The sequence below is a fragment of the Novosphingobium sp. FG137 genome (assembly GCF_057809735.1).
Genome location: NZ_JBMDKN010000008.1, coordinates 150,850 through 177,469 on the forward strand (window position 1 = coordinate 150,850; position 26,620 = coordinate 177,469).

General features: G+C 65.8%; 27 protein-coding genes. 14 read left to right on the plus strand and 13 right to left on the minus strand.

All coding sequences use genetic code 11. The features are described from left to right. The first annotated feature begins 9 nt into the window (after positions 1-9). Complete coding sequence (locus ACODS2_RS20235) at positions 10-1,473, plus strand: PQQ-dependent sugar dehydrogenase (RefSeq protein ID WP_489000381.1); 1,464 nt, start codon at positions 10-12, stop codon at positions 1,471-1,473. On the opposite strand, the gene ACODS2_RS20240 is transcribed toward ACODS2_RS20235, so the two are convergent. After that, positions 1,470-2,306, minus strand: coding sequence for an ATP-binding protein (locus ACODS2_RS20240; protein ID WP_489000382.1), 837 nt, complete (start codon positions 2,304-2,306; stop codon positions 1,470-1,472). The two genes, ACODS2_RS20235 and ACODS2_RS20240, sit on opposite strands and share 4 nt — an antisense overlap. Then, positions 2,303-4,024 (minus strand): acyl-CoA dehydrogenase family protein, encoded by a 1,722-nt coding sequence (locus tag ACODS2_RS20245; RefSeq protein WP_489000383.1) that lies wholly within the window; start codon positions 4,022-4,024, stop codon positions 2,303-2,305. Before ACODS2_RS20245 ends, ACODS2_RS20240 begins: the two co-directional genes overlap by 4 nt. A gap of 47 nt (positions 4,025-4,071) precedes the next feature. Here ACODS2_RS20245 and ACODS2_RS20250 point away from each other — a divergent pair, with 47 nt between their 5' ends. Further along, entirely contained in the window at positions 4,072-5,025 is a 954-nt protein-coding gene (locus ACODS2_RS20250) for an L-threonylcarbamoyladenylate synthase (protein ID WP_489000384.1), read from the plus strand. Here ACODS2_RS20250 and ACODS2_RS20255 read toward each other — a convergent pair. The 8 genes from ACODS2_RS20255 to ACODS2_RS20290 all read right to left on the minus strand — a co-directional run bounded on the left by ACODS2_RS20255 (position 5,022) and on the right by ACODS2_RS20290 (position 12,486). Then, the gene (locus ACODS2_RS20255; protein ID WP_489000385.1) at positions 5,022-5,333 is read right to left on the minus strand and encodes a hypothetical protein; all 312 of its coding nucleotides are present in this window, start codon (positions 5,331-5,333) and stop codon (positions 5,022-5,024) included. The genes ACODS2_RS20250 and ACODS2_RS20255 overlap by 4 nt on opposite strands. A gap of 98 nt (positions 5,334-5,431) precedes the next feature. Continuing rightward, positions 5,432-6,172 carry a head GIN domain-containing protein gene (locus ACODS2_RS20260; RefSeq protein ID WP_489000386.1) on the minus strand — a complete coding sequence of 247 codons (741 nt, stop codon included), beginning with the start codon at positions 6,170-6,172 and terminating at the stop codon, positions 5,432-5,434. Positions 6,173-6,375: 203 nt separating this feature from the next. Beyond that, the gene (locus tag ACODS2_RS20265; protein ID WP_067906430.1) at positions 6,376-6,900 is read right to left on the minus strand and encodes a CarD family transcriptional regulator; all 525 of its coding nucleotides are present in this window, start codon (positions 6,898-6,900) and stop codon (positions 6,376-6,378) included. A gap of 307 nt (positions 6,901-7,207) precedes the next feature. After that, positions 7,208-7,546, minus strand: a complete 339-nt coding sequence (fdxA, locus tag ACODS2_RS20270) for a ferredoxin FdxA (RefSeq protein ID WP_147159436.1) — start codon at positions 7,544-7,546, stop codon at positions 7,208-7,210. A 21-nt stretch (positions 7,547-7,567) separates the two neighbouring features. Beyond that, positions 7,568-7,891, minus strand: coding sequence for an RNA-binding S4 domain-containing protein (locus ACODS2_RS20275; protein ID WP_298174371.1), 324 nt, complete (start codon positions 7,889-7,891; stop codon positions 7,568-7,570). Beyond that, a complete protein-coding gene (locus ACODS2_RS20280) occupies positions 7,891-10,428 on the minus strand; it encodes a helicase-related protein (RefSeq protein ID WP_489000387.1) in 2,538 nt (845 codons plus the stop codon). The genes ACODS2_RS20275 and ACODS2_RS20280 overlap by 1 nt, the downstream gene beginning before the upstream one ends. 99 nt (positions 10,429-10,527) lie before the next feature. Next, complete coding sequence (rpoZ, locus tag ACODS2_RS20285; protein ID WP_298174367.1) at positions 10,528-10,872, minus strand: DNA-directed RNA polymerase subunit omega; 345 nt, start codon at positions 10,870-10,872, stop codon at positions 10,528-10,530. 90 nt (positions 10,873-10,962) lie between these two features. After that, positions 10,963-12,486 (minus strand): replicative DNA helicase, encoded by a 1,524-nt coding sequence (locus ACODS2_RS20290; RefSeq protein WP_298174365.1) that lies wholly within the window; start codon positions 12,484-12,486, stop codon positions 10,963-10,965. Positions 12,487-12,634: 148 nt separating this feature from the next. Between ACODS2_RS20290 and ACODS2_RS20295 the strand changes: the two genes are divergently transcribed. From ACODS2_RS20295 to ACODS2_RS20320, 6 genes are read left to right on the plus strand one after another with little or no spacing between them, the layout of a single operon-like run. Next, entirely contained in the window at positions 12,635-13,117 is a 483-nt protein-coding gene (locus ACODS2_RS20295) for a UPF0262 family protein (protein WP_298174363.1), read from the plus strand. Positions 13,118-13,154: 37 nt separating this feature from the next. Further along, complete coding sequence (locus ACODS2_RS20300) at positions 13,155-13,853, plus strand: glycoside hydrolase family 25 protein (protein ID WP_489000388.1); 699 nt, start codon at positions 13,155-13,157, stop codon at positions 13,851-13,853. Continuing rightward, positions 13,850-14,290: a cytidine deaminase gene (locus ACODS2_RS20305; protein WP_489000389.1), complete on the plus strand. Its 441-nt coding sequence runs from the start codon at positions 13,850-13,852 to the stop codon at positions 14,288-14,290. Before ACODS2_RS20300 ends, ACODS2_RS20305 begins: the two co-directional genes overlap by 4 nt. Before the next feature lie 38 nt (positions 14,291-14,328). Further along, complete coding sequence (dcd, locus tag ACODS2_RS20310; protein ID WP_298174357.1) at positions 14,329-14,883, plus strand: dCTP deaminase; 555 nt, start codon at positions 14,329-14,331, stop codon at positions 14,881-14,883. A gap of 31 nt (positions 14,884-14,914) precedes the next feature. Next, complete coding sequence (locus ACODS2_RS20315; RefSeq protein ID WP_489000390.1) at positions 14,915-15,433, plus strand: SEL1-like repeat protein; 519 nt, start codon at positions 14,915-14,917, stop codon at positions 15,431-15,433. 24 nt (positions 15,434-15,457) lie between these two features. Next, the gene (locus ACODS2_RS20320; protein WP_489000391.1) at positions 15,458-16,633 is read left to right on the plus strand and encodes a saccharopine dehydrogenase family protein; all 1,176 of its coding nucleotides are present in this window, start codon (positions 15,458-15,460) and stop codon (positions 16,631-16,633) included. Between the two features lie 72 nt (positions 16,634-16,705). Here ACODS2_RS20320 and ACODS2_RS20325 read toward each other — a convergent pair whose 3' ends face one another. Beyond that, positions 16,706-17,149, minus strand: a complete 444-nt coding sequence (locus tag ACODS2_RS20325; protein ID WP_298174352.1) for a globin domain-containing protein — start codon at positions 17,147-17,149, stop codon at positions 16,706-16,708. Between the two features lie 84 nt (positions 17,150-17,233). Between ACODS2_RS20325 and ACODS2_RS20330 the strand changes: the two genes are divergently transcribed. Continuing rightward, complete coding sequence (locus ACODS2_RS20330) at positions 17,234-17,686, plus strand: RrF2 family transcriptional regulator (RefSeq protein ID WP_489000392.1); 453 nt, start codon at positions 17,234-17,236, stop codon at positions 17,684-17,686. On the opposite strand, the gene ACODS2_RS20335 is transcribed toward ACODS2_RS20330, so the two are convergent. After that, positions 17,670-18,095, minus strand: coding sequence for a hypothetical protein (locus tag ACODS2_RS20335; protein WP_489000393.1), 426 nt, complete (start codon positions 18,093-18,095; stop codon positions 17,670-17,672). The genes ACODS2_RS20330 and ACODS2_RS20335 overlap by 17 nt on opposite strands. A 151-nt stretch (positions 18,096-18,246) precedes the next feature. On the opposite strand from ACODS2_RS20335, the gene ACODS2_RS20340 reads away from it, so the two are divergent. Next, positions 18,247-19,248, plus strand: coding sequence for an adenosine kinase (locus ACODS2_RS20340; protein ID WP_298174346.1), 1,002 nt, complete (start codon positions 18,247-18,249; stop codon positions 19,246-19,248). Positions 19,249-19,251: 3 nt separating this feature from the next. Here ACODS2_RS20340 and purD read toward each other — a convergent pair whose 3' ends face one another. After that, complete coding sequence (gene purD, locus ACODS2_RS20345) at positions 19,252-20,550, minus strand: phosphoribosylamine--glycine ligase (protein ID WP_489000394.1); 1,299 nt, start codon at positions 20,548-20,550, stop codon at positions 19,252-19,254. Here purD and xseA point away from each other — a divergent pair. From xseA to ACODS2_RS20365, 4 genes are all read left to right on the plus strand, one after another. Continuing rightward, a complete protein-coding gene (gene xseA / locus ACODS2_RS20350) occupies positions 20,534-22,018 on the plus strand; it encodes an exodeoxyribonuclease VII large subunit (RefSeq protein ID WP_489000395.1) in 1,485 nt (494 codons plus the stop codon). The two genes, purD and xseA, sit on opposite strands and share 17 nt — an antisense overlap. A gap of 43 nt (positions 22,019-22,061) precedes the next feature. After that, on the plus strand, positions 22,062-22,265 hold the full coding sequence (locus tag ACODS2_RS20355) for a DUF2093 domain-containing protein (RefSeq protein WP_298174342.1): 204 nt from the start codon (positions 22,062-22,064) through the stop codon (positions 22,263-22,265). After that, positions 22,262-23,209 carry a M23 family metallopeptidase gene (locus tag ACODS2_RS20360; protein ID WP_489000396.1) on the plus strand — a complete coding sequence of 316 codons (948 nt, stop codon included), beginning with the start codon at positions 22,262-22,264 and terminating at the stop codon, positions 23,207-23,209. The genes ACODS2_RS20355 and ACODS2_RS20360 overlap by 4 nt, the downstream gene beginning before the upstream one ends. A gap of 368 nt (positions 23,210-23,577) precedes the next feature. Then, entirely contained in the window at positions 23,578-26,517 is a 2,940-nt protein-coding gene (locus ACODS2_RS20365; protein ID WP_489000397.1) for a TonB-dependent receptor domain-containing protein, read from the plus strand. Positions 26,518-26,620 lie beyond the last annotated feature (103 nt).

Genomic DNA, 26,620 nt, shown 5'->3' on the forward strand with positions numbered 1-26,620 from the left:
CAAGGAATCATGTTCACCATCCGCAAGACCCTGACCGGGCTCATCATCGTCCTTGTTGTGCTCGGCCTCGCAGCCGCGTGGCTCATGCGAGGCGATTCGGCGCAGCTCACGCTCGACAAGACCACCGGGCCGAAGCCCGAACTGGCCGAAGCGGCGCCGCAGTGGTTTCCCACGATCGGTATCGCCAAGCCCGTGGGTTGGGCAGCCGGAGAGGCACCCGTGGCGGCGGAGGGGCTCATCGTAACCCGCTTTGCCGACAAGCTCGATCACCCGCGAACGATGACCGTGCTGCCAAATGGCGATGTGCTGGCCGCCGAGACCAACGGCCCCGCGCAGCGCGGGCCGGGCGGGATCACCGGCCTCGTCATGGGCTATCTGCTCTCGTCCGCCGGCGCGGGCGAGGCTTCGCCGAACAAGATCGTGGTGCTGCGAGACAGCAATGGCGATGGTGTCGCCGATCAGCGCTTCGAGATGAGCAACCCCGGGCTCGATTCGCCCTTCGGCATGGTTCTGCGCGAAGGTCGGCTCTATGTCGGCAACCATAACGCCGTAGTGTCCTGGCCGTTTACGCCCGGGCAGACCACGCTGAGCGGCAAGCCGGAAAAGCTGATGGACCTCCCCGGCGGCGGCAATCACTGGGCGCGCAACCTTTCGCTGAGCCCGGACGGCAAGCTGCTCTATGTCACGGTCGGTTCCTCCTCGAACATCGGGGAGAACGGGCTCGACAAGGAAAAGGGCCGCGCGGCGATCCATGAGTACGATTTCGACCGCAAGACCTCGCGGGAATATGCCGAGGGTCTGCGCAATCCTAACGGGCTCGACTGGAACCCCCGCAGCGGCGAGCTGTGGACCACGGTCAACGAGCGCGACATGCTCGGCTCCGATCTCGTGCCCGACTATCTCACCAACGTGCCGCTGGGCGCGCAGTATGGCTGGCCCTGGGTCTACTGGAAGAAGAACATCGACTGGCGCGTGACCGATCCGATGCCGCGCGACATGTTCTTTTACGTGCGCAAGCCCGAATATGGCCTCGGTTCACACGTCGCGCCGCTCGGCCTCGCCTTCGCGCGCGGAGGCAACCTCATGGGCGAGCGTTTTGCCAGCGGCGCCTTCGTGGCGCGGCACGGTTCCTGGAACCGCAAGCCGCTATCGGGTTACGATGTCGTGTTTGTGGCTTTCGACAACAACGGCAATGCGCTGCCCAAGCCGCCTGTTCCGGTGCTGACCGGGTTCCTGACCAAGGACAATACGACGCACGGACGGCCCACCTGGGTCGCTTTCGCCAAGGACGGTGCGCTGCTGGTGAGCGATGATACGGGCGGCGTGATCTGGCGCGTGGTGGCGCCGGGGGCAAAGCCGGCCGCCGCGATCACTCCGATTCCGGCGACGCCAATGCCGCCCGCACCCAAGCAGGGCACGAAGTTCATCGTCAAGCCGACGATGGATTCGGACCTCACCAAGCCGCAGAACTAGAGGCTGCGGCCCGCCCGCCCTGCAAGTTCATTGACATATTGCCAGGCGACGCGGCCCGACCGGCTGCCGCGTTGCTTGGACCATGTGAGTGCATCGTCCTCGGCAAATGCGAGTCCGTAGTGCACGGCGTACCCCGCGATGATCGCGAGGTAATCGTCCTGCGAGCAGGCATGGAACCCGAGCGAAAGGCCGAACCGGTCGGCCAGCGCGAGGCGGTCGTCGACGACATCGCGCGGATTGATCGGGTCGTCCTGCTCGGCCATATGCCGCTCGACAATCGCGCGGCGGTTCGAGGTGACGGCGAGGCGGACGTTGGCGGGCCGCGCTTCGACGCCGCCTTCAAGCCACGAACGCAGGCGCCGGGCTGAACCTGCGTCGCCCGCATCGAAGCCCAGATCATCGAGCAGGATCAGGAACTGGCGGTCCGTGGTGCGCAGCTCGGAAAGCAACGTGGCAAGACTCTCGTCCGGCGCGGCCTGGATCAGCGCGATCCGGCCCGAATAGGCGTCCTGCGCCGAGCGGACGGCGGCGCGGACTAGCGCGGACTTGCCCATGCCGCGTGAGCCCCACAGCAGCATGTCGTGCGCCGCCGCACCGGCGGCAAGGCGCAGGACGTTTTCCGCTACCGCCGCTTTCTGCGCGCCGACGCCCTTGATCAGTGCCAGCGGCGGGGCCTCAAGCGGATCGACCGGGCGCGCACTGGTCCCCGTCCACACATAGGCCGGATGTGCCAGCCAATCGGTTGGCGCCGGGGCGGGCGGCGAAAGGCGCTCAAGCGCGGCAGCGATCCGTTCGAGCCCAGAAAGTTCGCGTTGGGGCTCGCCGGCACTCATCCGGTCAGCGCCTCGCTGCCGAGCTCGTAATAGAGCGCCGCACCGGCCATCGCGGCCGCACCCAATCCGCGCGCTTCGGGGACGATCGTGCGGTTGAACACCTTGGTGACGGCAGTCTTCTCGTGGCTGCCAGTCGCGCGGGCCTGACGGGCGAGTTGCCATCCGGCGACGGCAACAGCGCACATGGTGAGGAACGGCACGCTGCCAGCCAGTTTGTCATCAAGGCTGGCATCGCCGCTCGCCATCCACGTTCCGATCGCGGCGGCATCCTTGGCGAGTGAGGCGACCTCGGGAACGTCCTGCATCTCGGCCGAGATGTCGGCCATCAGTGCCTGCAGCACACCGCCCTGCTCCATGCCGAGCTTGCGGGTGACGAGATCGGCGGCCTGGATGCCGTTGGTGCCTTCATAAATCGGCGCGATGCGTGCGTCGCGATAGTGCTGCGCAGCGCCGGTTTCCTCGACGAAGCCCATGCCGCCGTGGATCTGGATGCCGATGCTGGTGACTTCGCAGCCGATATCGGTGCCCCATGCCTTGAGCAGCGGCACAAGCAGTTCGGCGCGCTGCTGCGCGGCCTTGTCGCCCAGCAGGCCGCGGTCGACTTGCCCGGCGGTGTAGTAGAGCAGCGCGCGCGAGCCTTCGGTGAGGGCACGCATGCGCAGGATCATGCGGCGCACATCGGGGTGCTCGATGATCGCAACAGGGTTCTTGTCGGGCGAACCGGCGCGGGCGGACTGCACGCGATCGCGCGCATACATCCGAGCCTGCTGGAGCGCGCGCTCGGCGATCTGCACGCCCTGGCTGCCGACATTGATGCGCGCCGAGTTCATCATCGTGAACATGGCCTTGAGGCCCTCGTTCTCGTGACCAACCAGTTCTCCGATGCACTCACCGTTGTCACCATACGACATGACGCAAGTCGGCGAGACATTGATGCCCAGCTTGTGCTCGATGGAGACAGCGCGCAGGTCATTGCGTTCGCCCAGCGATCCATCGGCATTCACGTGGTATTTGGGCACGATGAACAGCGAGATGCCGCGCGATCCGGCGGGTGCACCGGGGGTGCGCGCGAGGACAAGGTGAATCACGTTTTCGGCCAGCTCGTGCTCGCCCCAGGTGATGTAGATCTTGGTGCCGGCGATGCGGTACTTGCCCGCATGCGGGCCTTCCTCGATCGGCGTTGCGGTGCTGCGCAGCGCGCCGACATCGGAGCCGGCCTGCGGCTCGGTCAGGTTCATCGTGCCCGACCATGCGCCGGAAATCAGGTTCGGCAGGTACATCGCCTTCTGCGCTTCGCTGCCGTGGTGATCGAGCGCCTCGATTGCGCCGACCGTGAGCATGGGCAGCAGGGTGAAGCCCATGTTGGCTGCGCCCAGCGTTTCGAGCACGCAAGTTGCGAGTGTGAACGGCAGTCCCTGTCCGCCAAATTCAGCCGGCCCGGCAATCGAGCCCCAGCCTTGCTCGACGAAAGCCTTGTAGGCTTCGGCATAGCCGGAGGGCGAAGAAACCACGCCATCCTTGCAGCGCGCGCCTTCGGTATCGCCGATTCGGTTGAGCGGAGCCCATTCACCGGCCGCAAACGCACCGATGCCTTCGGCAATTGCCTCGACCACATCGGGCGTGGCCGCGCCGTAGCGTTCATGGGCCGCCAGTTCGTCGATTCCGGCGCAGATGCGCATGGCAACGACCTGGTCTTCGGTGGGGGCGATAAAGCTCATGCGCTCTTTTCCTTGGCAGCCTCTGCGCAGGCCTATAGCGGCAAGCCATGACCACGCAAACGTCTCCAAACGTGCTGCCCGCGGATAGCGCCGGGATTGCCGCGGCTGTGCACCTGCTGAGGGCGGGCGGGACTGTGGCGGTACCCACCGAGACGGTCTATGGACTGGCCGCCCGTGCGGACAGCGATGCAGCCGTGGCAGCGATCTACCGCGCCAAGGGGCGGCCCGATTTCAATCCGCTGATCGTCCACGTTTCCGATGTGGCGGCGGCAGAGGGGCTCGCGGTGCTGGATGCGCGCGCCAGGGCTTTGGCGGCGGCATTCTGGCCGGGTCCGCTCACCATGGTCTTGCCGCGCCGGGGCGATGCGCCGCTCGCTGCCGCAGTGACTGCCGGGCTTCCCACTGTTGCGCTGCGGGTTCCGGCCCATCCCGTGATGCGGGCCTTGCTTGTTGCGGCTGGATTGCCGCTGGCAGCGCCCTCGGCCAACCGCAGCGGCTGTGTCAGCCCGACCAGCGCGGCCCACGTCGCAACCTCGCTGGGGCCCAAGGCCGGCCTTATCCTTGATGGGGGCGTGACGCCGCAGGGTCTGGAATCGACTATCGTTGCACTGCGCCCCGGCGGAAGCTGGCAGGTGCTGCGACCGGGACCGGTGTCCGAGGCGGATCTGGCTACCGTTCTCGGATCGGATGCTGAAGCCATGACGCCAAGCGATGCGCGCATCGAAGCGCCGGGGCAGCTTGCCAGCCACTATGCACCGGGCAAGCCGGTGCGGCTCTGCGCTATGGCCGCAGCGGCCGACGAGTTCCTGATCGGCTTTGGCGCGGTGGCAGGGCAGGTTTCGCTATCGCCATCTGGCGAACTCGCCGAGGCGGCAGCGCGGCTCTACGCCTGTCTGCATGAAGCGGCGGCAGCACCTGAACCGCGCATCGCGGTGGCGCCGATCCCGCATGAGAGCATCGGGGTTGCGATTAACGACCGCCTGCGCCGCGCGGCTGTCTAGCGCTCGGCGCGCAGTCTTTCGAGCTCGCCGCTGATCTGGTTGGCCTCGGAGCAGGCCGCTGTTTCGCCGCGGTTGCAGGCCTTGAGGGCGCGGTCGTACTTCTTCTCCAGCTTCCTGATCTTCTCGTCGCGCTTGCGCATGGCGCGGCCACGGTTCTCGTCGGCCTCGGACTGGCTGGTGGTCGCTATGTCGACTGCCTTTGCGCCCACGCGCACCGGCGCGGTGACGATGTTGGCGGCGGTGCTCGCAAGGCAGCCGGAGAGTGTCAGCGCGGCGAGCGGAGCAAGAAACAGCAGAGGACGAGGCAAGATCAGTGGCCTTTCGGTCAGGGTCTCAGGCCATGCCTATCCGATGTTTCCTTGCGGTGCCATGACACTTGCCCGGCCGAGACCACGCGACGCTACAATCAGGGCTCGCAGGTCAGCGTGCCCGAACCCATCGAATTGACCTTGCACTGTGCGCGGCCTTTGACCGTTACCGAGCCGGAACCCATGATGTCGGCCTTGACCATGCCGTCCGACGCGAAGCGCACGTCACCCGATCCTGCAATCTCGATATTGGCCTGCTCCGCGGTGAGGCTGGCCATATCGGCCGACCCGGAACCTGCAACCGAGACCTTGAGCGACTTCGCCTTGCCGCCGGCCTTCAGATCGCCCGAGCCGATCACTTCGATCTTTAGTTCGTTCGTGTCGATCGCAGGGACATCGATATCGCCGGAACCGGCAATGCTGACGCTTGCCGCATCGCCGCGCAGCACATCGGCATGCATCGTGCCCGAACCGGCCATGACCAGCCGTTTGGCGGCGGGGACCGTCACCTGGACTGTCGCGAGATCGTCGCTGCCGCCGATCTTCCAGCCTTCGCGCCCGATCGCAAGCTTGCCATCCTTGAGCACGAAGCGGAGCCGGTCCTTGGCGTCCTGCTTTCCTTCAACCGTGATGGCGAGCTTGTCGCCTTGCACCACGCGCACCGTGTCGGGGCCGAGCAGGGTGATTTCCTCGGGCGCCTTGGCCGAAAGATCGAGTTCGGCGAGCGGCACGCCCTTCATGCCGCCCATCTCGACCGTCGCGCCGTCGCAGGCGCTGAGCGAAAGGGCAATGGCGGCAACGGCGATCCCGCCGAGCGTGCGGGCAATATCCTTGATCATGGCGCTCTCCTTGAGCCTGGTGTGTTATCGATATAACGCACTGAGACGCCATCCGCCAAGTCATCTGCCGATACCTATCGGCGGTTTGCCGGATGACGCAGGCCCGAAGAGCAGGATACAAAAAAGGGCCGCCGGATCGTTCCGGCGGCCCTTTTTTCAGCGCCACCACCTCTCCCCAAAGAAGCGGGAGGCGCGGCTGGCCGTCAGGCCGTTTCGTAGTACTTCGGCGCGTGCTCGTTGAGGATCGCGAGGATCTTCTTGAGCGCGGCGGGCTCGTCCGTCTTTTCCATGGCGGCAAGCTCGCGTGCCAGACGCGAAGAAGCCGCTTCGAAGATCTGACGTTCCGAGTAGCTCTGCTCCGGCTGGTCATCCGCGCGGAACAGATCGCGTGTCACTTCGGCGATCGAAACGAGATCACCCGAATTGATCTTGGCTTCGTATTCCTGCGCGCGGCGCGACCACATCGTGCGCTTGACCTTGGGCTTGCCCTTAAGGGTATCGAGCGCCTCACGCAGCGTCTTGTCCGAAGACAGCTTGCGCATGCCGATTGCTTCAACCTTGTTCACGGGCACGCGCAGGGTCATGCGTTCCTTTTCGAAGCGCAGCACATAGAGCTGCAGCTTCATGCCTGCGATTTCCTCGTTCTGAAGTTCCACCACACGGCCGACGCCGTGCTTGGGATAGACGACGTAATCCCCAACATCGAAGGCAAGTGCCTTGGTTGCCATTGCTTATCCTTTCGGCGCAGCAGGTACGATGGCAAGGTGGGGCAGACACGCCCCCGGACAGCAATCCGGGCCCTTTGGGGGAGAGGTCCGGCAAACGACCGTCTTTAACGCGGTCTACAAGCACTGCGATCCGTTTGCCGTTTGTCCTGCCTTAGCGTGTTGTTGGCGACCGGGAGGATCGTTCCGCCCAGCGCTTGCGGGCGTCTATAGCAGCTCTGTCATAAAATTGCCAGAGGTAAGGGCGCGGATAGTGCGCCACATTCGCAGCACTTGCGGGGAAGCGGGCAAGCGTCCCCGTTATTGCCGATCAGTCGCCCTCGCCCGGTTCGGCCGAGAAGTACTTTTCGAACTTGCCGTCTTCGCCCTTGTGGTCGTCGGCGTCGGCCGGCGCGTCCTTCTTGGTGGTGATATTGGGCCACTCGGCAGAATACTTGGCATTGAGCTCAAGCCACTGTTCGAGGCCGCTTTCGGTGTCCGGCAGGATGGCCTCGGCCGGGCACTCGGGCTCGCACACTCCGCAGTCGATGCACTCGCTGGGGTTGATCACCAGCATGTTATCGCCCTCGTAGAAGCAATCCACCGGGCAAACCTCGACGCAATCCATGAACTTGCAGCGAATGCAGGCTTCGGTAACGACATAGGTCATGGCAGTGGCAATCCCTCGGCTTCAGGTTTGGGCGGGTTCAGGTAAATCCGATTGGCTTGCTAGAGGTGGTGAGCCCGCCGCGTCAAGCACCACATAGCAACCCCTGGCTTCTTCGACAGGGCCGCGCCGCCGGGGAAGCTGCTCCACCGTGATCACCCTGACCCCGCTGCGAAGCGGCAGGACCAGCACGTCGCCGCAACGAACCGCGGTGCTTGCCCGTTCGATGCGGCGGCCATTGAGCCGGATATGCCCCTCTGCAACCCACTCCTGCGCAAGGCTCCGGGACCCCGCAAAACGCAGGAACCACAGCAACTTGTCGATACGCAGGGAGCCTTCGCCCACCATCAGCGGATAAGCTCGGCCAGCGCGGCGAAAGCGCCGGTCGGAGGCGGCATATGCGTCGCAGGGCCACGCACCGGCGCGCTGCGCGGCGGGCGCCAGTCCCACATTGGCGGGGCGGGAGGGCCGTGCGCTGCTTCATCGAGCAGACGCGGCATATGCACGCGAAAGCCTGCAGCGCGCAGCAGAGCAGCATAGCCCGCCGTGGCAAGGCCCATCGAACGGGCGAGTGCGGGATCGAGCGGATACCGCTTCGCCGACGCGCCGATCCGGCAACGGTGCGCGGCCTGCAGCAGCTTTTCGGCGAGGTCGATGCGGATCGCCTGTCCGCCCGCGCGGCGATAACCGGCAGGGGGTATCCTGGCGGGGACCACCGCCGGTAGATTGGCCGGCGGCAACAGCCGTGCTTCGCCGCGCAGTGCGGCAAGCCGGCACCAGAGTGCGAGCGGGCCGGGCTTGAGCACAGCGGGGATAAACAGATCCAGCGCCCCGACGCGCACCCCAAGTCGGCGCAGCGCTTCACGCTGGCGAGGATCGAGCCGCTCGAGCGCAGCATCCTCGCGCGCCAGCACGCCGCCTCCTGCGACAAGGAGCAGCAGCAGCGCTCGCAGGTCAGGCCCCGATTCCGGTGCACGCGCGGCTTCGGCGAGGCGAACCAGCGGGGTGAGATCGGCGGCAATCTGGCGGGAAAGCCAGCCTTCCAGCGCGCTGATCAATTGGGGCCGCTGGCGCGCCGACAGCAGGCCGAGCGCCGCATCGAGTCGAAGCCGTGGTTCGAGCACTGATTTACCCGGCTCAAGCCGCCCGACAACCAGACCGTTCCAAGCGAGCGCGCCATCTTCAAGCACGAGGCCGTCCCGTTCACTGGCCGCAACAATCAAGGCATCGGCGCGGGCGGCGAGCAGGCCGGGCAAATGGCGCTCGGCAGCGGCGAGAAGCAGCTTGCGGTCGGCCGCACGCGCCAACGGATCGACCACGAAGCGGAAGCCTTCGAGGTGGCCGATGGGTTCATCATCGACGAGCACCGCGCCCGCCTCGCTGATCCGAACTGGCAGCAGCGAGGCATCACCGCCGGCCTTGCGCATCAGCACCGTGGTGCGGCGGTTGACAAAGCGTTCGGTAAGCCGGGCGTGGAGCGCATCGGACAGGCGCGTCTCCACTGCGCGGGCGCGCGCCGCCATTTCCTCGCGCGCGAGCACCCAGTCCGGGCGCTGGGTGATGTAGGCCCAGCTGCGCACGGCCGCGATCCGGCCCTGCAGCGTGTCGATATCGCCCGAAGGGTTATCCTGCTGCGCAATCGCCTGCGCGACATAGTCCGAACCGAGATAGCCGTGGCGGAGATCCTGCCAGAGGCGCGCGACAAAGCGGGAATGAGTCTCCGCGCCCTGCTGGCGGAAATCGGGGAGCGAGCAGACCTGCCAGAAGCGCTGCACCGAGCCGCGGCCGCGCACTGTGCTTGCAACGTCCGCCTCATCGGCAAGGCGTTTCAGCACGGCGAGATCGATGGCCGGTGGCGCAGAGGAAAGCTCGGGCTGCGGCGGCGGGCTTTCGAGGTCATCGATCAAGGTCGTCAGGCTGTCGAAGCGCGGCTCGGCCTCGCGCCAGAACAGGCGGGTGAGCGGAGGGAAGCGGTGCTCCTCGATCGCGTAGACTTCCTCGTCGGCGAATTCGGGATCGTGCCCGCCCATCCCCGCCAGCGTGCCGAATGTGCCATCCTTGTGGTGGCGCCCTGCGCGGCCTGCGATCTGCGCCATCTCGGCGGTCGTCAGGCGGCGGTGGCGGTGGCCATCGTATTTGGAGAGGCCGGCAAAAGCGACGTGGCTGACATCGAGGTTGAGACCCATGCCGATGGCGTCGGTCGCGACGAGGTAATCGACCTCGCCCGCCTGGTACATCGCGACTTGCGCATTGCGCGTCTGCGGGCTCAAGGCCCCCATCACCACCGCCGCGCCGCCACGGAACCGGCGCAGCATCTCCGCCATGGCGTAGACCTGCTCGGCAGAGAAGGCGACGATCGCGCTTCTCGGGGGTATGCGGCTCAGTTTTTTCGCGCCGACATGGCTCAAGGTGGAAAAGCGCGGGCGGCTGACGACGTCTACGCCGGGCACCAGCGCGCGGACCATGGGCTCGAGTGTGGCCGAGCCGAGCAGCATGGTCTCCTCGCGCCCACGCGTATGGAGCAGGCGATCGGTAAAAACGTGGCCGCGCTCCGGATCGGCGGCGAGCTGTGCTTCATCGAGCGCGACGAAGGCGAAGTCGGGCCTGCTCGGCACGGCCTCAACGGTGCAGAGGTGCCAGCGCGCGTTCGGCGGTTCGATCCGCTCCTCGCCGGTGATCAGCGCAACGTTGGCCTCGCCCTTGATCTTGCAGACGCGGTCATAGACCTCGCGCGCCAGAAGACGCAGCGGGAAGCCGATGGCGCCGGAGGAGTGGGCGCAGAGACGTTCGATCGCGAGGTGAGTCTTGCCCGTGTTGGTCGGGCCAAGCACGGCCTTCACCGGAGCTCGGTCGCGGTCAGCGCGCGAAGGCAAGGGGCTGGCCATGCCGCTGAATGTGGCAAGGCCGCCTGCGCGGTGCAAGCGGCCTTTGGGGTTTTATCCCCCTCCCGACTTGAGGAGGGAGCGAGTCGTCAAACCTGACTGTCAGCCGTCGTAGTCGGCGCCGAGCGAGGTGTTGCGCACAGGCGCTGCAGCGGTGATACGCAGCGCTTCGGCCGACTGCGAGAGCGAGCCGATTTCGTCGACCTGGTCGTCGTCGTCCGGCAGCACGCGCTGCATCGACTGGATCAGGTTTTCCTTAAGCACCGTGGGGCGCACGGTCGATTCCGCGATTTCACGCAGTGCGACGACCGGGTTCTTGTCACGGTCGCGATCGACGGTCAGTTCCGCGCCGCCCGAGATGGCGCGGGCGCGCTCGGCAGCCAGCAGCACGAGATCGAAGCGGTTGGGGATCTTGTCGACGCAATCTTCGACGGTAACGCGCGCCATGCAGGGCACTCCGTAAAAACAGGAATGGATGGAAGAGCGGCGGGCTAGGCCGCGCCTGCCCGAAAGTCAAGGAAATGCGGGTTCAGCGAATCATTCGTCGCCGTAGTCGTAGGCCATGTGATCGGGCGCAAGGTCGCTGAATCGGGTGATCCGCGCCTCGAACTTGAGGCGCACCTTGCCGGTGGAGCCGTGGCGCTGCTTGGCGACGATCAGTTCGGCAAGGCCGAAAACGCGCTCCATCTCGGCCTGCCAGGCGGCGTGGGCTTCCTGCACCTTGGCGTCGTCAGTGCCTTGCGGCACCTTGGGTTCGCGCGATGCGACATAGTAATCTTCGCGGAACACGAACCAGACCATGTCCGCGTCCTGCTCGATCGAGCCCGATTCGCGCAGGTCCGAAAGCATCGGACGCTTGTCGTCGCGCTGCTCGACCGCGCGGCTGAGCTGCGAGAGCGCGATGACCGGCACGCCGAGTTCCTTGGCCAGCGTCTTGAGGCCGCGGCTGATCTCGGAGATTTCGTTGACGCGGTTGTCGTTGGCGCGGCCCGAGCCTTGCAACAGCTGCAGGTAATCGACCACGATGAGGCCGATGTCGTGCCGGCGTTTCAGCCGGCGGGCGCGGGTGCGCAGCGCGCCGATGGTGAGCGCCGGCGTATCGTCGATGTAGAGCGGCAGTTCGGCGAGGCGCTGGCTGGCGAAGGAGAGCTGCTGGAAATCCTCGCGGCTGATGCGGCCCATGCGCAGCGCCTCGGAACTGATGCCCGACTGTTCGGCGAGGATACGCGTGGCGAGCTGATCGGCGCTCATTTCGAGGCTGAAGAAGGCGACACTCGCGCCGACGCGCTTGTTCGCGGGGGTTCCGGACTGCTCCTCTTCCATCCACCGCGCGGCGCAGTTGTAGGCGATGTTGGTGACGAGCGAGGTCTTGCCCATGCCCGGGCGTCCGGCAAGGATGATGAGGTCGCTGTCATGCAGCCCGCCGATCTTCTCGTTGACCGAGGTGAGGCCTGTCGTCTTGCCCGAGATATGGCCGCCCGAAAGCAGCGCTTTCTCGATCATTTCGAGCGAGGCGCGCGTGGCAATGCCGAAGCTCTGCGCCTCGTTTCCGGACTGCGCGCCTTCCGCCACGGCATAGAGCGCGGCTTCGGCCTGCTCGATCTGCTTGAGCGGCGCGACCGTCTCGCTCGTGTCCATCGCGCCGGTCACGAGGTTGCGCCCGACCGTGATCAGCTCGCGCAGCAGGGCCAGATCGTAGATCTGCTCGGCCAGCTCCTTCGGGGCGAGCAGGCCCTGCCCGTCGGCCGTCAGCCGCGCGAGATAGGCGGTGCCGCCGAGTTCCTTGAGGCCCTCGTCCGCCTCGAAGTAGGGCTTGAGCGTGACCGGGGTGACCACCGCCTTGCGGTCGATCAGCGCCTGGATTCGTTCATAGACCCGGCCGTGAACCGGCGCGAAAAAGTGCTCCGCGCGCAGCGGGGTTGGCAGTTCCTCGAGAATTCGGTTGTCGATCAGCACCGCGCCGAGAAACGCGGCCTCTGCCTCCACGTTGGCAGGAAGCGAGGCGGCGGGGGAACCGGAATGATCGGGTTCACGCAAAGGGATCGGCTGGACGTTGGACATGCGAGCCTTGTGAAGGAGCGCTGCCTCCGCGGCAAGCGGCGCGGATGCCACACCGCCTGTGGATAGCGGGGAGGGATCGCGAAAGAGCGCGGTTTCCTTCCGCAAATGGCTTGCCCGCGCGGGACGCGTCTGCAAGACACTGGCCGCCATGGCCGACCCGCGCATTTCGCATATCGAGCTCGACGAAGCGACGATCGTGTGGCGCAATGCCGATATCGAGCAGGAACGCCGGATCGCGATCTTCGATCTGATCGAGGAGAACACTTTCCGCCCCGTACGCGCGGCTGCAGCGGGCTATGAAGGTCCCTATCGCCTGCGCCTTTCGGTGGACGATGGCCGGCTTGCGCTGGCGATTGCGGCGGACGACGGCAGTCCGCTCGAAACCATCGTGCTTGGGCTCGGGCGTTTCCGCCGTCCGATTCGCGATTATTTTGCGATCTGCGATTCGTACTACCAGGCGATCCGCCGCGCGACTGCGCAGGAGATCGAGACCATCGACATGGCTCGCCGCGGGGTCCACAACGAAGCGGCTGAACTGCTGCTGGAACGGTTGGAGGGCAAGATCGAGACCGATTTTGCCACCGCACGGCGGCTCTTCACCCTGATCTGCGTCCTGCATATCAGGGGATGAACAGCCCCCAAGACTAGACCCTGCGAGGCGACTCAGCGTGAACAACCCCGGAAAACCAGCGCGTCGGCGCGTGTGGATCCTGCTGGCCGTGGTGCTGCTGGCCGGTGTCACGCTGGCTGCATGGTGGGAATCGCGGCGCTGGGAGCCAGATCGTGCGCGCTTCCCCGTGCAGGGCGCCTGGCTCGATGCGCATGACGGTGCCGTCGAATGGCCCTCGCTCAAGGCGCATGGGGCCGATTTTGTCTACCTCACCGCTAGCGAAGGCGCGGGCCGGCGCGACGAGACGTTCACTGCGGGCCTCGACGCCGCGCGCAAGGCTGGGCTGCAGGTGGGTGCGGTTCACGTCTATGATCTCTGCGCTCCGGCGGATGCGCAGGCTGGCAGTTTCGTGATCGTTGTGCCGCGTGATGATGCCTTGCTGCCCCCCGCTGTCATGCTCGATCTCGATTCGCGATCCTGCCCGCAGCCGCCGGGCGAAGCGGCGATGCAGAGCGAATTGACGACGTTCCTCAACCAGATCGAGAAGCACACCGAACGCCCGGCGATCCTGATGATCTCCCGCACGTTCGACGCGCGCTACCATCTCGCCGCGCGGCTGGATCGCAACCTGTGGGTGGCGGGCGATTTTCTCGAACCTACGTATGCCGGGCGGCGCTGGGTCATGTGGACCGCAACGACGCGGCTGCATGTCGCCGGCGTGGCCGGGCCCTTGCGGTGGGTGGCGGTGCACCGATGAGCGAACCGATCACCGATCTTGTTGCCGCCGCCATCGAAGCTGCGCGCAACGCTTATGCGCCTTATTCGGGCTTCCACGTCGGCGCGGCACTGCTGTTCGATGATGGCGCGGTGGTGCAGGCCGCCAATGTCGAGAACGCAAGCTACGGCCTCTCGCTCTGCGCCGAAGCCAATGCCGTGGCCCGCGCAATGACCGAAGGACGGCGCGGCGGACTGGTCGCGGTTGCCATCGCCGGCGGCAAGGTAGACACGGCAGGGGCGATTGCGCTCGGGCCTGAACCGGTCATGCCCTGCGGGCGCTGCCGGCAAATGCTGCACGAGCTCGCGGCATTGGGCGACACCGATCCCGAGGTCATCGGCGCGGCCGATGGTTCGCTTACGCGGCTGCCGCTCTCGGCCCTCTTGCCCCATGCCTTCGGACCGGCCAATCTGGCCTGAACGCCTTTCTTTCCTTCCCAGTATACCGGAGCGCCGCATTGGCCATTCTTTCCGACAAGTGGATCCGCACGCAGGCCTTGGCAAACGGCATGATCGAGCCGTTCGTGGAGAGCCAGCGCCGCGATGGCTGCATTTCCTACGGCCTCTCCTCCTATGGCTACGATGCGCGGGTGGCGGACGAGTTCAAGATCTTCACCAACATCGATTCGTCGGTGGTCGATCCCAAGGATTTCGATTCGAACTCGTTCGTGGACCGCAAGACGGACGTCTGCGTGATCCCGCCCAATTCCTTCGCGCTCGCCCGCACGGTCGAATACTTCCGCGTGCCGCGCGACGTGCTGGTGATCTGCCTCGGCAAATCGACCTATGCCCGCTGCGGGATCATCGTGAACGTGACGCCGCTCGAGCCGGGCTGGGAAGGCCACGTGACCTTGGAGTTTTCCAACACCACGCCGCTGCCCGCGAAGATCTATGCCAACGAAGGCGCGTGCCAGTTCCTGTTCCTGCAAGGCAACGAACCTTGCGAGGTGAGCTACGCCGACCGCGCGGGCAAATACATGGGCCAGCGCGGGGTGACTTTGCCTAAGTTGTAACAAACCGGGCGCAGCCGATTGGAGGTCCCAGATGCCGAAGAAGGTTCCCGGGAAGACGAGCGAGATTGAGGACATTCTCCGCAAGGCAGAGCGGGCGTTTGAGGCGGCCAAATCTGGAAAGGCCCATAAGCTGCTTGAGCCGCTCGTGAAAAAACAAGTGCCGGAAGCGATGTTTATGGCGGCGCATTGGGGTAAACCGGGCGAAACTTATGAAACTTTTCGGCAAAGACATCTGTGGCTGCTCACCCAGGCAGCCATGCGTGATCACGCTACGGCGATCTATGAATTGGGCGTCCAATACGACACGGGCGTGGATCAGATTAAGGATAAGATCATCGCTTCGGCTCTGTTCGAAAAGGCCGCTGCTCTCGGGCACAGCCGGGGAAAACTGATGCATGGCCTGGACCTCAGGCGGGGCCTGAACCGCATTCCGAAAGACCCAGAGCGCGGTCTGGAACTCATTCGGGAGGCTGCGGCCGCGAATGAAGAAGGTGCTGCCGAGGAGCTTGAGGCGATAATGGCAAAACAGAGCGATGCGGCGGAACTCTGAAAACAAGAAATCAAGGAGAGAGAAATGGCAACCAGCAAGGCCGAACGGCCCTTCGATCTGATCGTCTATGGCGCGACCGGCTACACCGGGCGGCTTGTGGCGGAGTATCTGGCGCACCATTACGGTACCGATGGCCCGCGCTGGGCGATGGCCGGGCGCAGCGCGGAGAAGCTCGCCGAAGTGCGCGATCTGATCGGTGCGCCGGCGGATACACCGCTGGTCGTTGCCGATTCGGACGATCCCGCCAGCCTCGCCGCGATGGCCGAGCAGACTCGCGTGGTGGTGACCACGGTCGGCCCGTACCAGCTCTATGGCGAACCGGTGCTGCGTGCCTGTGTCGCGGCTGGCACGGACTATGCCGACCTCTGCGGCGAGCCGGTGTGGATGCGCCAGATGGTCGATGCGCTGCACGATCAGGCGAAGGAAACGGGCGCACGGGTGGCGTTCTCGTCTGGCTTCGATTCGATTCCCTTCGATCTCGGCGTCTTCATGCTGCAGCAGGAAGCCAAGGCTCGCTTCGGGGCGCCGGTGCCGCGCGTGAAATGTCGCGTACGAGCGATGCAGGGTGGTTTTTCCGGTGGCACGGCGGCAAGCCTCGGCGCGACGCTCAAGGCGCTGGGCGCGAACCCTGCGCTGATTCCGATCATGACGAGCCCCTTCGGCCTCACGCCCGGTTTTGAAGGGCCGGAGCAGCCGGCGGGCGACAAGCCGTTCCTCGATGATGCGACTGGCAGTTGGGCTGCGCCTTTCATCATGGCGGTGATCAACACCAAGAACGTCCACCGCACGAACTTCCTGCGCGGGCACCCTTATGGTGCTGACTTCGTCTATGACGAGATGATGCTTACCGGCCCGGGCGAGCAGGGCCAGGCGATTGCCGACCATATCGCGAAGACGCCGATGATCGGTGGTCCGAACGATCCGAAGCCCGGCGAAGGCCCCACTGCGGAAGAGCGGCTCAACGGCCACTACGACGTGCTGTTCGTCGGCGAAATGCCCGATGGCCGCGAGATCCGCTACGGCGTCAAGGGCCGCTATGATCCGGGCTATGGCTCGACCAGCCGCATGCTGGCCGAAACCGGCATCGCGCTGCTTTCGTGCGAGGCGGAAGGCGCGATCGCCACGCCGGGGGCCCTGCTGGGTGAAGCGCTGGTCGAGCGCCTGCGCGCCCATGCCGAGATCACCTTCGCGCCCGAGTAAGGCCTGACGGACCGCCTGCTGCGCCAGAGGGGGGGCGCGCAGCAGGCGATCCGGACCGCCGAGTCAGCCCGTTCAGGCAGCTTCGGCGTATGCCTCGGCTTCGGCGGCAATCAGGATATCGGCGAGCATCCAGTACGCCTCGCCCCAGGCGGCGAGCACTTCGTCGGTGGCGATTTCGGCACCGACGACATCGCGAATCGCTGGCAGCAGCGCTTCGGCGACATAGGGATAGTGCTCAGCGCGCACCCCGGTTTCGACATGGCGACGCACCATCTTGGTGACTGCCGAGCCAAGCTTTTCGAGATGATCGATGTTCTTCGCATAGGCGAGGATCGCGTTTGCCAGGCGGCGGGGCTGCTCGCCGCTTTCCTGCGCGGCGGCATCGAACATGTCCTTCACATCCGCGTTCACGAACAGGCGCTTGTACATCGCGGTGGTGATGGCGAGCCCGTGCTGCTCGATGAGCGGAGCGGTGGCCTTGACGATGGTGCGGGCATGTTCTGAAGCGGTGCGCATGGGCTCTCTCTAATCCAGTATTCCAAATACCGGTATTTAATCTGCTTGATTTAGGCAAGCGAAAAATGGAATCTGAAAGGCGCCATGCAGCTCACCCAGCACACCGATTTCGGCCTGCGCCTGCTGATCGTGCTTGCCCGTGATGGGGGCTCGATCAGCTTGCCCGCGTTTTCCGCGCAGCAGGGGCTGAGCTATCACCATGTCGCCAAAGTGGCGCAGGCGCTGGTTTCGGCGGGGTTTGCTGTTTCACATCGCGGGCGCAGCGGCGGGATCGCGCTGGCGCGGCCGGCGGCGCAGATCACCGTTGGTGAAGTGGTGCGCACGCTCGAAAAGGGCATGCGGCTCGCGGACTGCGCGACTTGCGCCTTGCGCACGGATTGCGCGCTTAGCGGCGTCCTGGCCGAGGCGCTTGAGGCCTTCCTCGCCGTGCTTGATCGCTACACGCTGGCTGCTGTTTCCCATGAAGGCGTGCCGGCGTTCGCGCCCTGGGCCATGCTTCCGCAGCCGATTTCCTGCGCGGTCAGCGAGGCTTCCTGAGCGCTGCCACGCAGGCAGCACGATCCACATCACGCCCGTCACCGCGCCGCGCATCGACAAACGTGGCGATGGGGCGGCCGCCTCCATCAGGCGGGTAGAGGTAGGCATCGAGCACGCAGGGCGCGCCGCTCCATTGCAGCTTGCGCGCGTCGCCCTCGCGCACGTCGAGCCGGGGCGCGCCGAACTGGCGGGTGAGCGCATCGGCGTCGGCCCCGATCACCCCTTCGAGCCCGGGCAGGACCTGAATGTGCGGGCGGGGACGCTGCGTCTGGATCGCGGCGGGCGGTGCTGGGCGGATAGCCTTGGGCGGTGGCGGTGGAGCCGGCAGGGGGCGCACCGAGTCCGTGCTGCCGCCGCATGCAGCAAGCGCGAGCAGCGCCGGAAGCGCAAGCCACTGGTATGCTTTCATGACCTCGGCCAATCGCCGCTGCGCTGCCTTGTGTCAACGCATCCGGCTGGCAGCGTTGCTCTTCGCAGCGCAGCATTGCACCGCCTCGCCCCGCCCGCTACGGCCTCACTCCAAGAGTCCTGCCATTTTGTCGCCAGCCTGGAGTAACCGGATGAGCCCTGCCCCCGCCCGTTTCGATGTGATCGCCATCGGCAATGCCATCGTCGATGTCATGGCTCCGGCGGCGGAGGATGACATCACCCGGCTGGGCCTTGCCAAGGGTGGCATGACGCTGATCGATACCGCCCGCGCGCACGAACTCTATGAAGCGATGGGCCCCGCGCGCGAGATTTCCGGCGGTTCGGCGGCAAACACGCTCGCAGGCCTCGCGGCGCTGGGCGCGCAGTGCGCGTTCATCGGCCAGGTTGCCGATGACCAGCTGGGCGAAGTCTTTGCCCATGACATCCGCGCCGGCGGGATCGCGTTCGAAACGCCCGCGCGCGGTGATGACCCGGCAACCGCCCGCTGCCTGATCTTCGTGACGCCCGACGGCCAGCGCACGATGAACACCTATCTCGGTGCTTCCCAGTACCTGCCCGCCTCAGCGCTCGACGAAAGCGTGATTGCCGATTCGTCCGTGCTCTATCTCGAAGGCTATCTGTGGGATCCGGAAGAGCCCCGCCGTGCCATGCGCCGCGCCATCGCGGCGGCACGCGAAGCCGGGCGGCAGGTCGCTTTCACGCTCTCCGATGGCTTCGTGATCGCGCGCCATGGCGATGATTTCCGCGCGCTGATCGCGGCAGGCGAGATCGACATCCTGTTCGCCAACGAGCACGAACTGGCGGCGCTGACCGGTGAAGATGACTTCCACGCTGGAATCGCGCAGCTGGCGCCCAAGGTGCCGGTGCTGGTCGTCACCCGCAGCGAAAACGGCGCGCATGCTGTCGCGCACGGCGAACATGTTCATGTGCCTGCCGAGCCGGTCGAGCGCGTGATCGACACCACCGGTGCGGGTGATCTCTTCGCGGCCGGGTTCCTCTTCGGCCACGTGCGCGGGCGCAGCCTTGCCGATTGCCTCAAGCTCGGCGCGATCTGCGCGGCGGAAGTGATCTCGCACTATGGCGCGCGGCCGGAGGCGGACCTCGCCGCGCTGGTGGCCGAGCGCCTGGGCTGAAACTCAGGTCGGCTGGCGCGCCAGTTCGCGCCAGCCGATATCGCTGCGCCAGAAGCCGTCGTCAAAGTGGATTTCCGCCAGCGCGGCATAGGCGCGGTCCCGCGCCTGCTGGAGGTTCGCGCCCGTGGCCGTGACATTGAGCACCCGGCCACTTTTGGCGACGAGCGCGCCCTCTGCCGTGGCAGCGGTGCCTGCGTGGAACACCTTGGCGCCATGGGCTTCGGCGGCGGAGATGTTCTCGATCAGGCCGCCGCTGGCGGGCGTCGCTGGGTAGCCTCGCGCTGCCACGACCACTGTCATAGCGTTCTCGGCGGACATGGACGGCATGGCAGCACTCGCCAATTCGCCGCGCGCGCAGGCATCCAGCAGCGCCACGAGATCGCTCTCCAGCCGCATCATCAGCACCTGGCATTCGGGATCGCCGAAGCGGCAATTGTATTCGATGAGCTTGGGGCCGTCCACCGTCAGCATGAGCCCGGCAAACAGCACACCCGAATAGGGCATCCCCGCCTCGGCCATTGCCTTGACGGTCGGCGCGATGATCTCGGCCATCGCGCGTGCTTCCAGTTCTGCGGTGAGCACCGGTGCCGGACTGTAGGCGCCCATGCCGCCGGTGTTGGGGCCAGTATCGGCTTCCCCTACCCGCTTGTGATCCTGCGCCGAACCGAACGGGACGATGGCGCTGCCGTCAGTGATGGCGAAGAGGCTGACTTCCTCGCCTTCGAGAAACTCCTCGATCACCACTTCGGCCCCCGCGCCGCCGAACGCGCCGCCGAACATGTCGTCGATCGTGGCCGCAGCTTCCTCGGCGGTCTGGGCGATGACCACGCCCTTGCCCGCCGCGAGGCCGTCGGCCTTGATCACCACCGGCAGCGAGAACCCGGCCAGCGCGGCTTGGGCTTCGGCGGCGCTCTTCGCGCGCACATACCCCGCTGTCGGGATGCCTGCGCGCGTGCACATGTCCTTGGTGAAGCCCTTCGAGCCTTCCAGCTGCGCTGCCGCCTTGCCTGGCCCGAACACTGCAATCCCGGCGGCGCGCAGCGAATCGCCGAGGCCATCGACCAGCGGCGCTTCGGGGCCGACGATCACGAGCGCGATCCCGTGCTCAGCGCAAAACGCGCCAACCGCCGCATGGTCGGTCAGCGGCAGCGCCACGCAGCCGCCATGTCCGAGCGTGGCAATCACCTCGGCGATGCCCGGGTTCCCCGGCGCTGCCCACAGCGTGGTGCAACGCGGCGATTGCGCCAGCTTCCACGCCAGCGCATGTTCGCGGCCGCCCGAGCCGATGAGCAGGATATTCATGCCAGACATGCCGCCTTACCGTGATGAGAATGCCGGGCTGTTAGCCGCCCAGACTGCAGGCGACAACGCCCCGGCGCTTTCGATCAGCGAGATTTCCCAGTTGCTCAAGCGCACGGTGGAGGACCGTTTCGGTTTCGTGCGTGTGCGCGGGGAGCTTTCGGGTGTGAAGCGGGCCGCTTCGGGGCACCTCTATGTGAGCCTCAAGGACGAGAATGCGCGGCTCGACGGGGTGATGTGGCGCGGCGGCGCGCAGCGGCTGGGCTTCGTGCCGGAAGACGGCGTCGAAGTGATCGCGACGGGCAAGCTGACGACCTATCCCGGCCGCTCCAACTACCAGATCGTGATCGAGCGGATGGAGATCGCCGGCGAAGGCGCGCTCCTTGCGCTACTTGCCAAGACCAAGGCGCGGCTGGAAGCGGAAGGCCTGTTTTCCCCCCAGCGCAAACGGCCCCTGCCCTATCTGCCGCGCGTGATTGGCGTGGTCACATCGCCCACGGGTGCGGTGATTCGCGATATCCTGCACCGCCTACGCGATCGGTTCCCCACGCATGTCGTCGTGTGGCCGGTGCTGGTGCAGGGACCGGGCGCGGCTGCGCAGATCGCGGCTGCGGTGCGAGGCTTCTCCGCGCTTGAGCCGGGCGGACCAGTCCCTCGGCCTGATCTGGTGATCGTCGCACGCGGCGGCGGCTCGATCGAAGACCTGTGGTGCTTCAACGACGAGGATGTCGTGCGCGCCATTGCCGCCAGCACGATCCCAACCATCAGCGCGGTGGGGCACGAGACCGATACAACGCTTGCAGACTTCGCCGCCGACCTGCGCGCACCCACGCCGACCGCTGCGGCCGAGATCGCGGTGCCAGTGCGCGGCGAACTGATCGCAGGGCTCGCAGACCTGCACGCCCGCAAGAGCCGCGCGGTGGTGCGGCTGCTGGCCCTCTCGCGCGAGCGGCTGGAGCAGCGCGCGCGGCGGTTGCCTGAACCTCAGGCCTTGCTCGACGGACAAGCACAGCGACTCGACGATCTTGGCGACCGGTTGCGCCGCGCATTGGTGCACCGCACTGGCCTCGCTGCAACGCAGCTTGCGCAACGCTCGGCAGGCTTGCGACCTGCGGTGCTCGAGGCGCGGCTGCGGCAAGGCCGGGAGCGGCTCGCCGCGCAGCGGCTACGCTCCGCGCTCGTGCAGTCGCGGATCGAAGCAGGGCAAACCGCCCTCCATGCACTCGACCGGGTGCGGCGTTCGCTCGATCCCAAGGCACCGCTGCGGCGCGGCTATGTGCTGGTGACCGATGCGAACGGGCAACTCGTCCGCTCGCGTACGGTGGCAGAAGCGGCGAGCCTGCTCCATCTCGAGTTCGGTGACGGTGTGCTCGATGTTGTGCCGGGCGGGACAACCGCGGCCCCTGCCCCGCGTGCTGCGCCGAAGCCGCGCGGGCCTGCGCCAGGAGATGCCCAACCGAAATTGCTTTGAGCCGAAATTGCTTTGAGCGCCATGACGCACTAGATTGCCTGCCATGCTGATGAATCCTGCCAATCGCCTCGCGCGCCTGCACTACTTGCCCAGCCATTTCCGCCAGATCGGTGCGGGCGATCACGTGCTCTGCGCGGTGAGCGGCGCGCGCATCGGGCTCGACATGCTGCGCTATTGGAGCGTGGAGCGACAGGAAGCCTACGCCAGCGCCGAGATCGCGACGCGCCGCCTGCTCGGCGAGGAATGATCGGGCCAAAGGCGTTTCCGGCTGGCGCGCAGTTCATGCGCGTTGCGTTATCAGCCATCGCAATGCTTGGCGCGTGCGGCGCAAGTCAGGGCTCTGCCGGATCGCCTCCGGCTGTTTCAGGCGCTGTGCAGGCCGCGCAGCCAGCCCCGTCGGCACCAGCCGAACCGGCCGCTGGCGCGATCGGGGGCATGCAATATCGCGGGCGGCTTACGCAGGGCGGATGGATTCGCGGGACTGCTCCGAAGGGCACGCAGTTCGTGTCACTTGGCGGTACCACGCTTCCTCTGGCGCCTGACGGCACGTTCTTCGCCGCGTTTGACCGGGACGCACCGGCCAGCCTTGTTCTGGCAGTGACAGCGGCCAGCGGCTTTTCCCTCTCGACCGAACTGGCTGTGGCTCCGCGCAGCTGGCGGATCGAATCGGTCAATGTGGCCAAGCGCCCCGGCAAGTTGCCCGATGCCGAATTCAAGGCCCGGCGCGAAGCGGAGCTTGCCCGAATCGGTGCGGCCCGCGCCAGGGGAAGCGATGCCGAGGGTTGGCGACAGACGATGCTCTGGCCGGCGGCGGGCCGCATCTCCGGCGAATTCGGCGCACAGCGAATCTACCGCGGCGAACCGGGGGCCTATCATGCCGGCATCGATCTCGCGGCGCCGCAGGGAGCCGAGATCCGGGCCCCCGCAGACGGCGTCGTGACGCTCGCGGCCAGCGCCGCACCGTTCACGCTCGAGGGGCACTTGCTGATCCTCGACCACGGCATGGGCCTGACGTCTGCGTTTCTGCACTGCTCCGATCTTGTGGTGCAGGAGGGTGACACTGTGATGCAGGGCCAGCTGATTGGACACGTCGGCATGACAGGCCGCGCGACAGGACCGCATCTGCACTGGGCGCTTACCTGGCGGGGGCGGCGGCTCGATCCCCGGCTGTTTGCCTCGCCATCACGCTGAATTTGCTAGGCTGCGCACGTTTCTTTCCTGAGGACACCCGGTTCGCGCAAAAAATTATCGCCAAACCGATCCGGATGTAATTTCCGAGCGCGATATCCAATCCGGGGCCATTGCCGACACGTTGCGAAGTGCTGACAGTGTGTTGCACTCTCGCCACATAGCAGGGACGTTTTGCAGATACGTTGCAGATCATCCTTCCATGACCCCCGTAAAATCCACCAGTAAGCCCCACCGTTCCTCGTAGATCGAATGTCATCTGTCATGCCCGGCGCAGACCGGACCAGAGGCAATGTCGGTCGAGGAACTTCTTCCGGCGGCCTTGGGGATCCCATCAGGGGTTGGGGCCGCCCTTTGAAGGGACTGGACACGTGAAGACCAACAACAACGCCGCCTTGAAGGCGGGTGCCGCGCCTTTCGCCCTCGCGCTCGCGCTCGTTTCGGCTCCTGTTTTCGCGCAGGAAGCCGCTCCGCAGGCTGACACTGCTACCGAGACCAACGAACCCACCGCGATCGTCGTTACCGGCAGCCTTATCCGCAACCCGAACCTCGTTCAGGCCACCCCGGTCAACGTGACCACGGCCGACCAGATTGCCCTCAAGCAGTCGAACACCGCGGAAGAAGTTCTGCGTCAGGTTCCCGGTATCGTTCCGAACATCGGTTCGGCCGTGAACAACGGCGCGACCGGCTCGAACTACGTCGACCTTCGCGGCCTCGGTTCGAACCGCAACATCGTGCTGCTCGACGGCCAGCGCATCGTCCCGGCCGACCTTCAGGGCCGCGTCGACCTTAACAACATTCCGCTTGCGCTCGTCAGCCGCGTTGACGCGCTGACCGGTGCGGCCGTGACCACCTATGGTGCGGACGCGATCACCGGCGTGGTGAACTTCGTCACCAAGAAGGATTTCGCCGGCGTCGATCTCGCGGTGTCGGACCAGATCACCGAGCAGGGTGACGGCAACTACTTCCGCGCCGACGTGACCACCGGCGTCAACTTCGACGACGGCCGCGGCAACGCGGTGCTGAGCCTCGGCTACCAGAAGTCGAACCCCGTCTATCAGGGCGCGCGCGACTTCTCGAACATCCAGCTCGACAGCTTCTCGGGCACCGCTGGCGGTTCGGGCACTGCCGTTCCGGCACGCTTCTCGATCAACGGCGCCAACCGCGTGATCGATCCGTCGACCGGTCTGCTGAAGCCCGGCTTCACGCCGTTCAACTTCAACCCCTACAACATCTTCCAGACGCCGTTCCAGCGCTTCAACATCTTCGCCCAGGCGAACTACCAGCTCACGGACGCTGTTGAAGTCTACACCCGCGGCCTGTTCTCGAAGAACACCGTGAAGACGATCATCGCGCCCTCGGGCCTCTTTGCCGAGAGCATGAAGATCCCCTTCAGCAACCCCTACCTGCCTGCCGGCGCTGCCGGCCAGTTCTGCGCCGCCAACGGCCTGACGGATGCAGAGTGCGTTGCTGCCCGCGCCGCCACCGACCCGACGGATCCGAACTACCGTACGTTCAACACGGTTGTTCGTCGTCGCTTCGTCGAAACCGGCACCCGCAACTCGCAGTACACCACCAACATCTTCGACTACTCGCTCGGTTTCCGCGGCGCGCTGACGAAGACGGTGAACTGGGACGTTCGCGCCAGCTACGGCGAGAGCGACCGTCTGCAGACCATCACCGGTTACGTGCTGAAGTCGCGCGTGCAGGATGCCCTGCTGGCGACCAACCCGAACTCCTGCCTCAGCGGCAACGACGGCTGCGTTCCGATCAACCTTTTCGGCGGTGCCGGTTCGATCACGCCGGAACAGGCAGCCTACACGCTGTCGCCCTCGACCACGTCGAACAACACCTCGCTGCTCCAGGTCCGCGGCCTGCTTTCGGGTGACTTCGGCTTCACCGTTCCGACTGCCAGCGAGCCGGTCGGCTTCGCAGCCGGTGCCGAGTACCGCAAGTATCACGCGGCCCAGATCTCCGACACCCTGTCGAAGACCCCGGGCGAGCTCGGCGGTGCGGGCGGTGCTGCTCCGGACATCGACGGTGCCTACAGCGTGTGGGAAGGCTACGGCGAACTCGTTGCGCCGCTGATTTCCGACAAGCCGTTCTTCAAGAGCCTGACCGCCGAAGGCGGCGTGCGCTACTCGAAGTACAGCGTCCGTGGCGGCGGGAAGACCGAAGCCTGGACCTACAAGTTCGGCGGCAGCTGGGAACCGGTTGAGCAGCTCAAGCTGCGCGGCAACTACTCGCGCGCCGTTCGTGCGCCGAACATCGCCGAACTGTTCACGCCGAACACCGTTGGCCTGACCAACCTCGCGGCTGATCCTTGCGCTGGCGCAGCTCCGCTGACCAACGCGAACCTCCGGTCGATCTGCCTTGCGCAGGGCGCTCCGGCGAACTCGATCGGTCAGATCCTCAACCCGACTGCGGCGCAGGCCAACATCACTTCGGGCGGCAACATCAACCTGAAGCCGGAAAAGGCCACGACCTACACGCTTGGCGCTGTGGTTCAGAACCTGTCGTTCCTGCCGGGCTTCTCGGTTTCGGTCGACTACTACAACATCAAGGTCACCGATCAGATCGGTACGCCGCTTCCGGGTGACCTTGTCTCTGCCTGCTTCGGCAACATCACCGCCGCCAGCGCGACGGACCCGGCTTGCACCATCATTCGCCGCGATCCGGCGACTGGCGGTCTCGACGGCAGCCCGGCGACGACGAAGGGCCTGTTCGGTGGTCTCACCAACCAGGGCAAGCTGTTCACCGACGGTATCGACGTGATCCTCAACTACTCGCGTCCGATCGGCGCGGTGAAGTGGACGCTCAACGCTGTGGCGAACGTCACCTTCGCCTCGCGCTTCAAGGCGACGCCGACGAGCATCGATCGCGAATGCGTTGGTCTCTACTCGGTGAACTGCTCGTTCACCGGCTCGATCCAGCCGCGCCACACCTGGTCCGTGCAGAACACGTTCAGCCTCCGTGGTATGGACCTGTCGCTGATGTGGCGTCACCAGTCGAGCGCGCGCTATGAAGATGGCAACGCTTTCAACGGGACGATCCCGGCTGACAGCGGTGCGCTCAGCGGTCAGAAGGTCGACTTCAACAAGATCGACGCGTTCGACTACCTCGACGTGACGACGCGCTTCAATGTCGAGCAGTTCACCTTCACCTTCACGGTGCAGAACCTGTTCAACACGAAGCCGCCGATCGTCGGCAACACGATCGGTTCGACCTCGTACAACAGCGGCAACACCTATCCGTCGTCGTACGACGCTCTGGGTCGCCGTTTCGCGGTCGGCGCTCGCGTCAAGTTCTGATCCTCACCGATCAGAATGCCAAACAGGGGGCGGGCAGCAATGCCCGCCCCTTTTTTGTGTGCGCCGCCAGCAGGAGTTGACCTTCCGCCGGGCTCGGTTGATG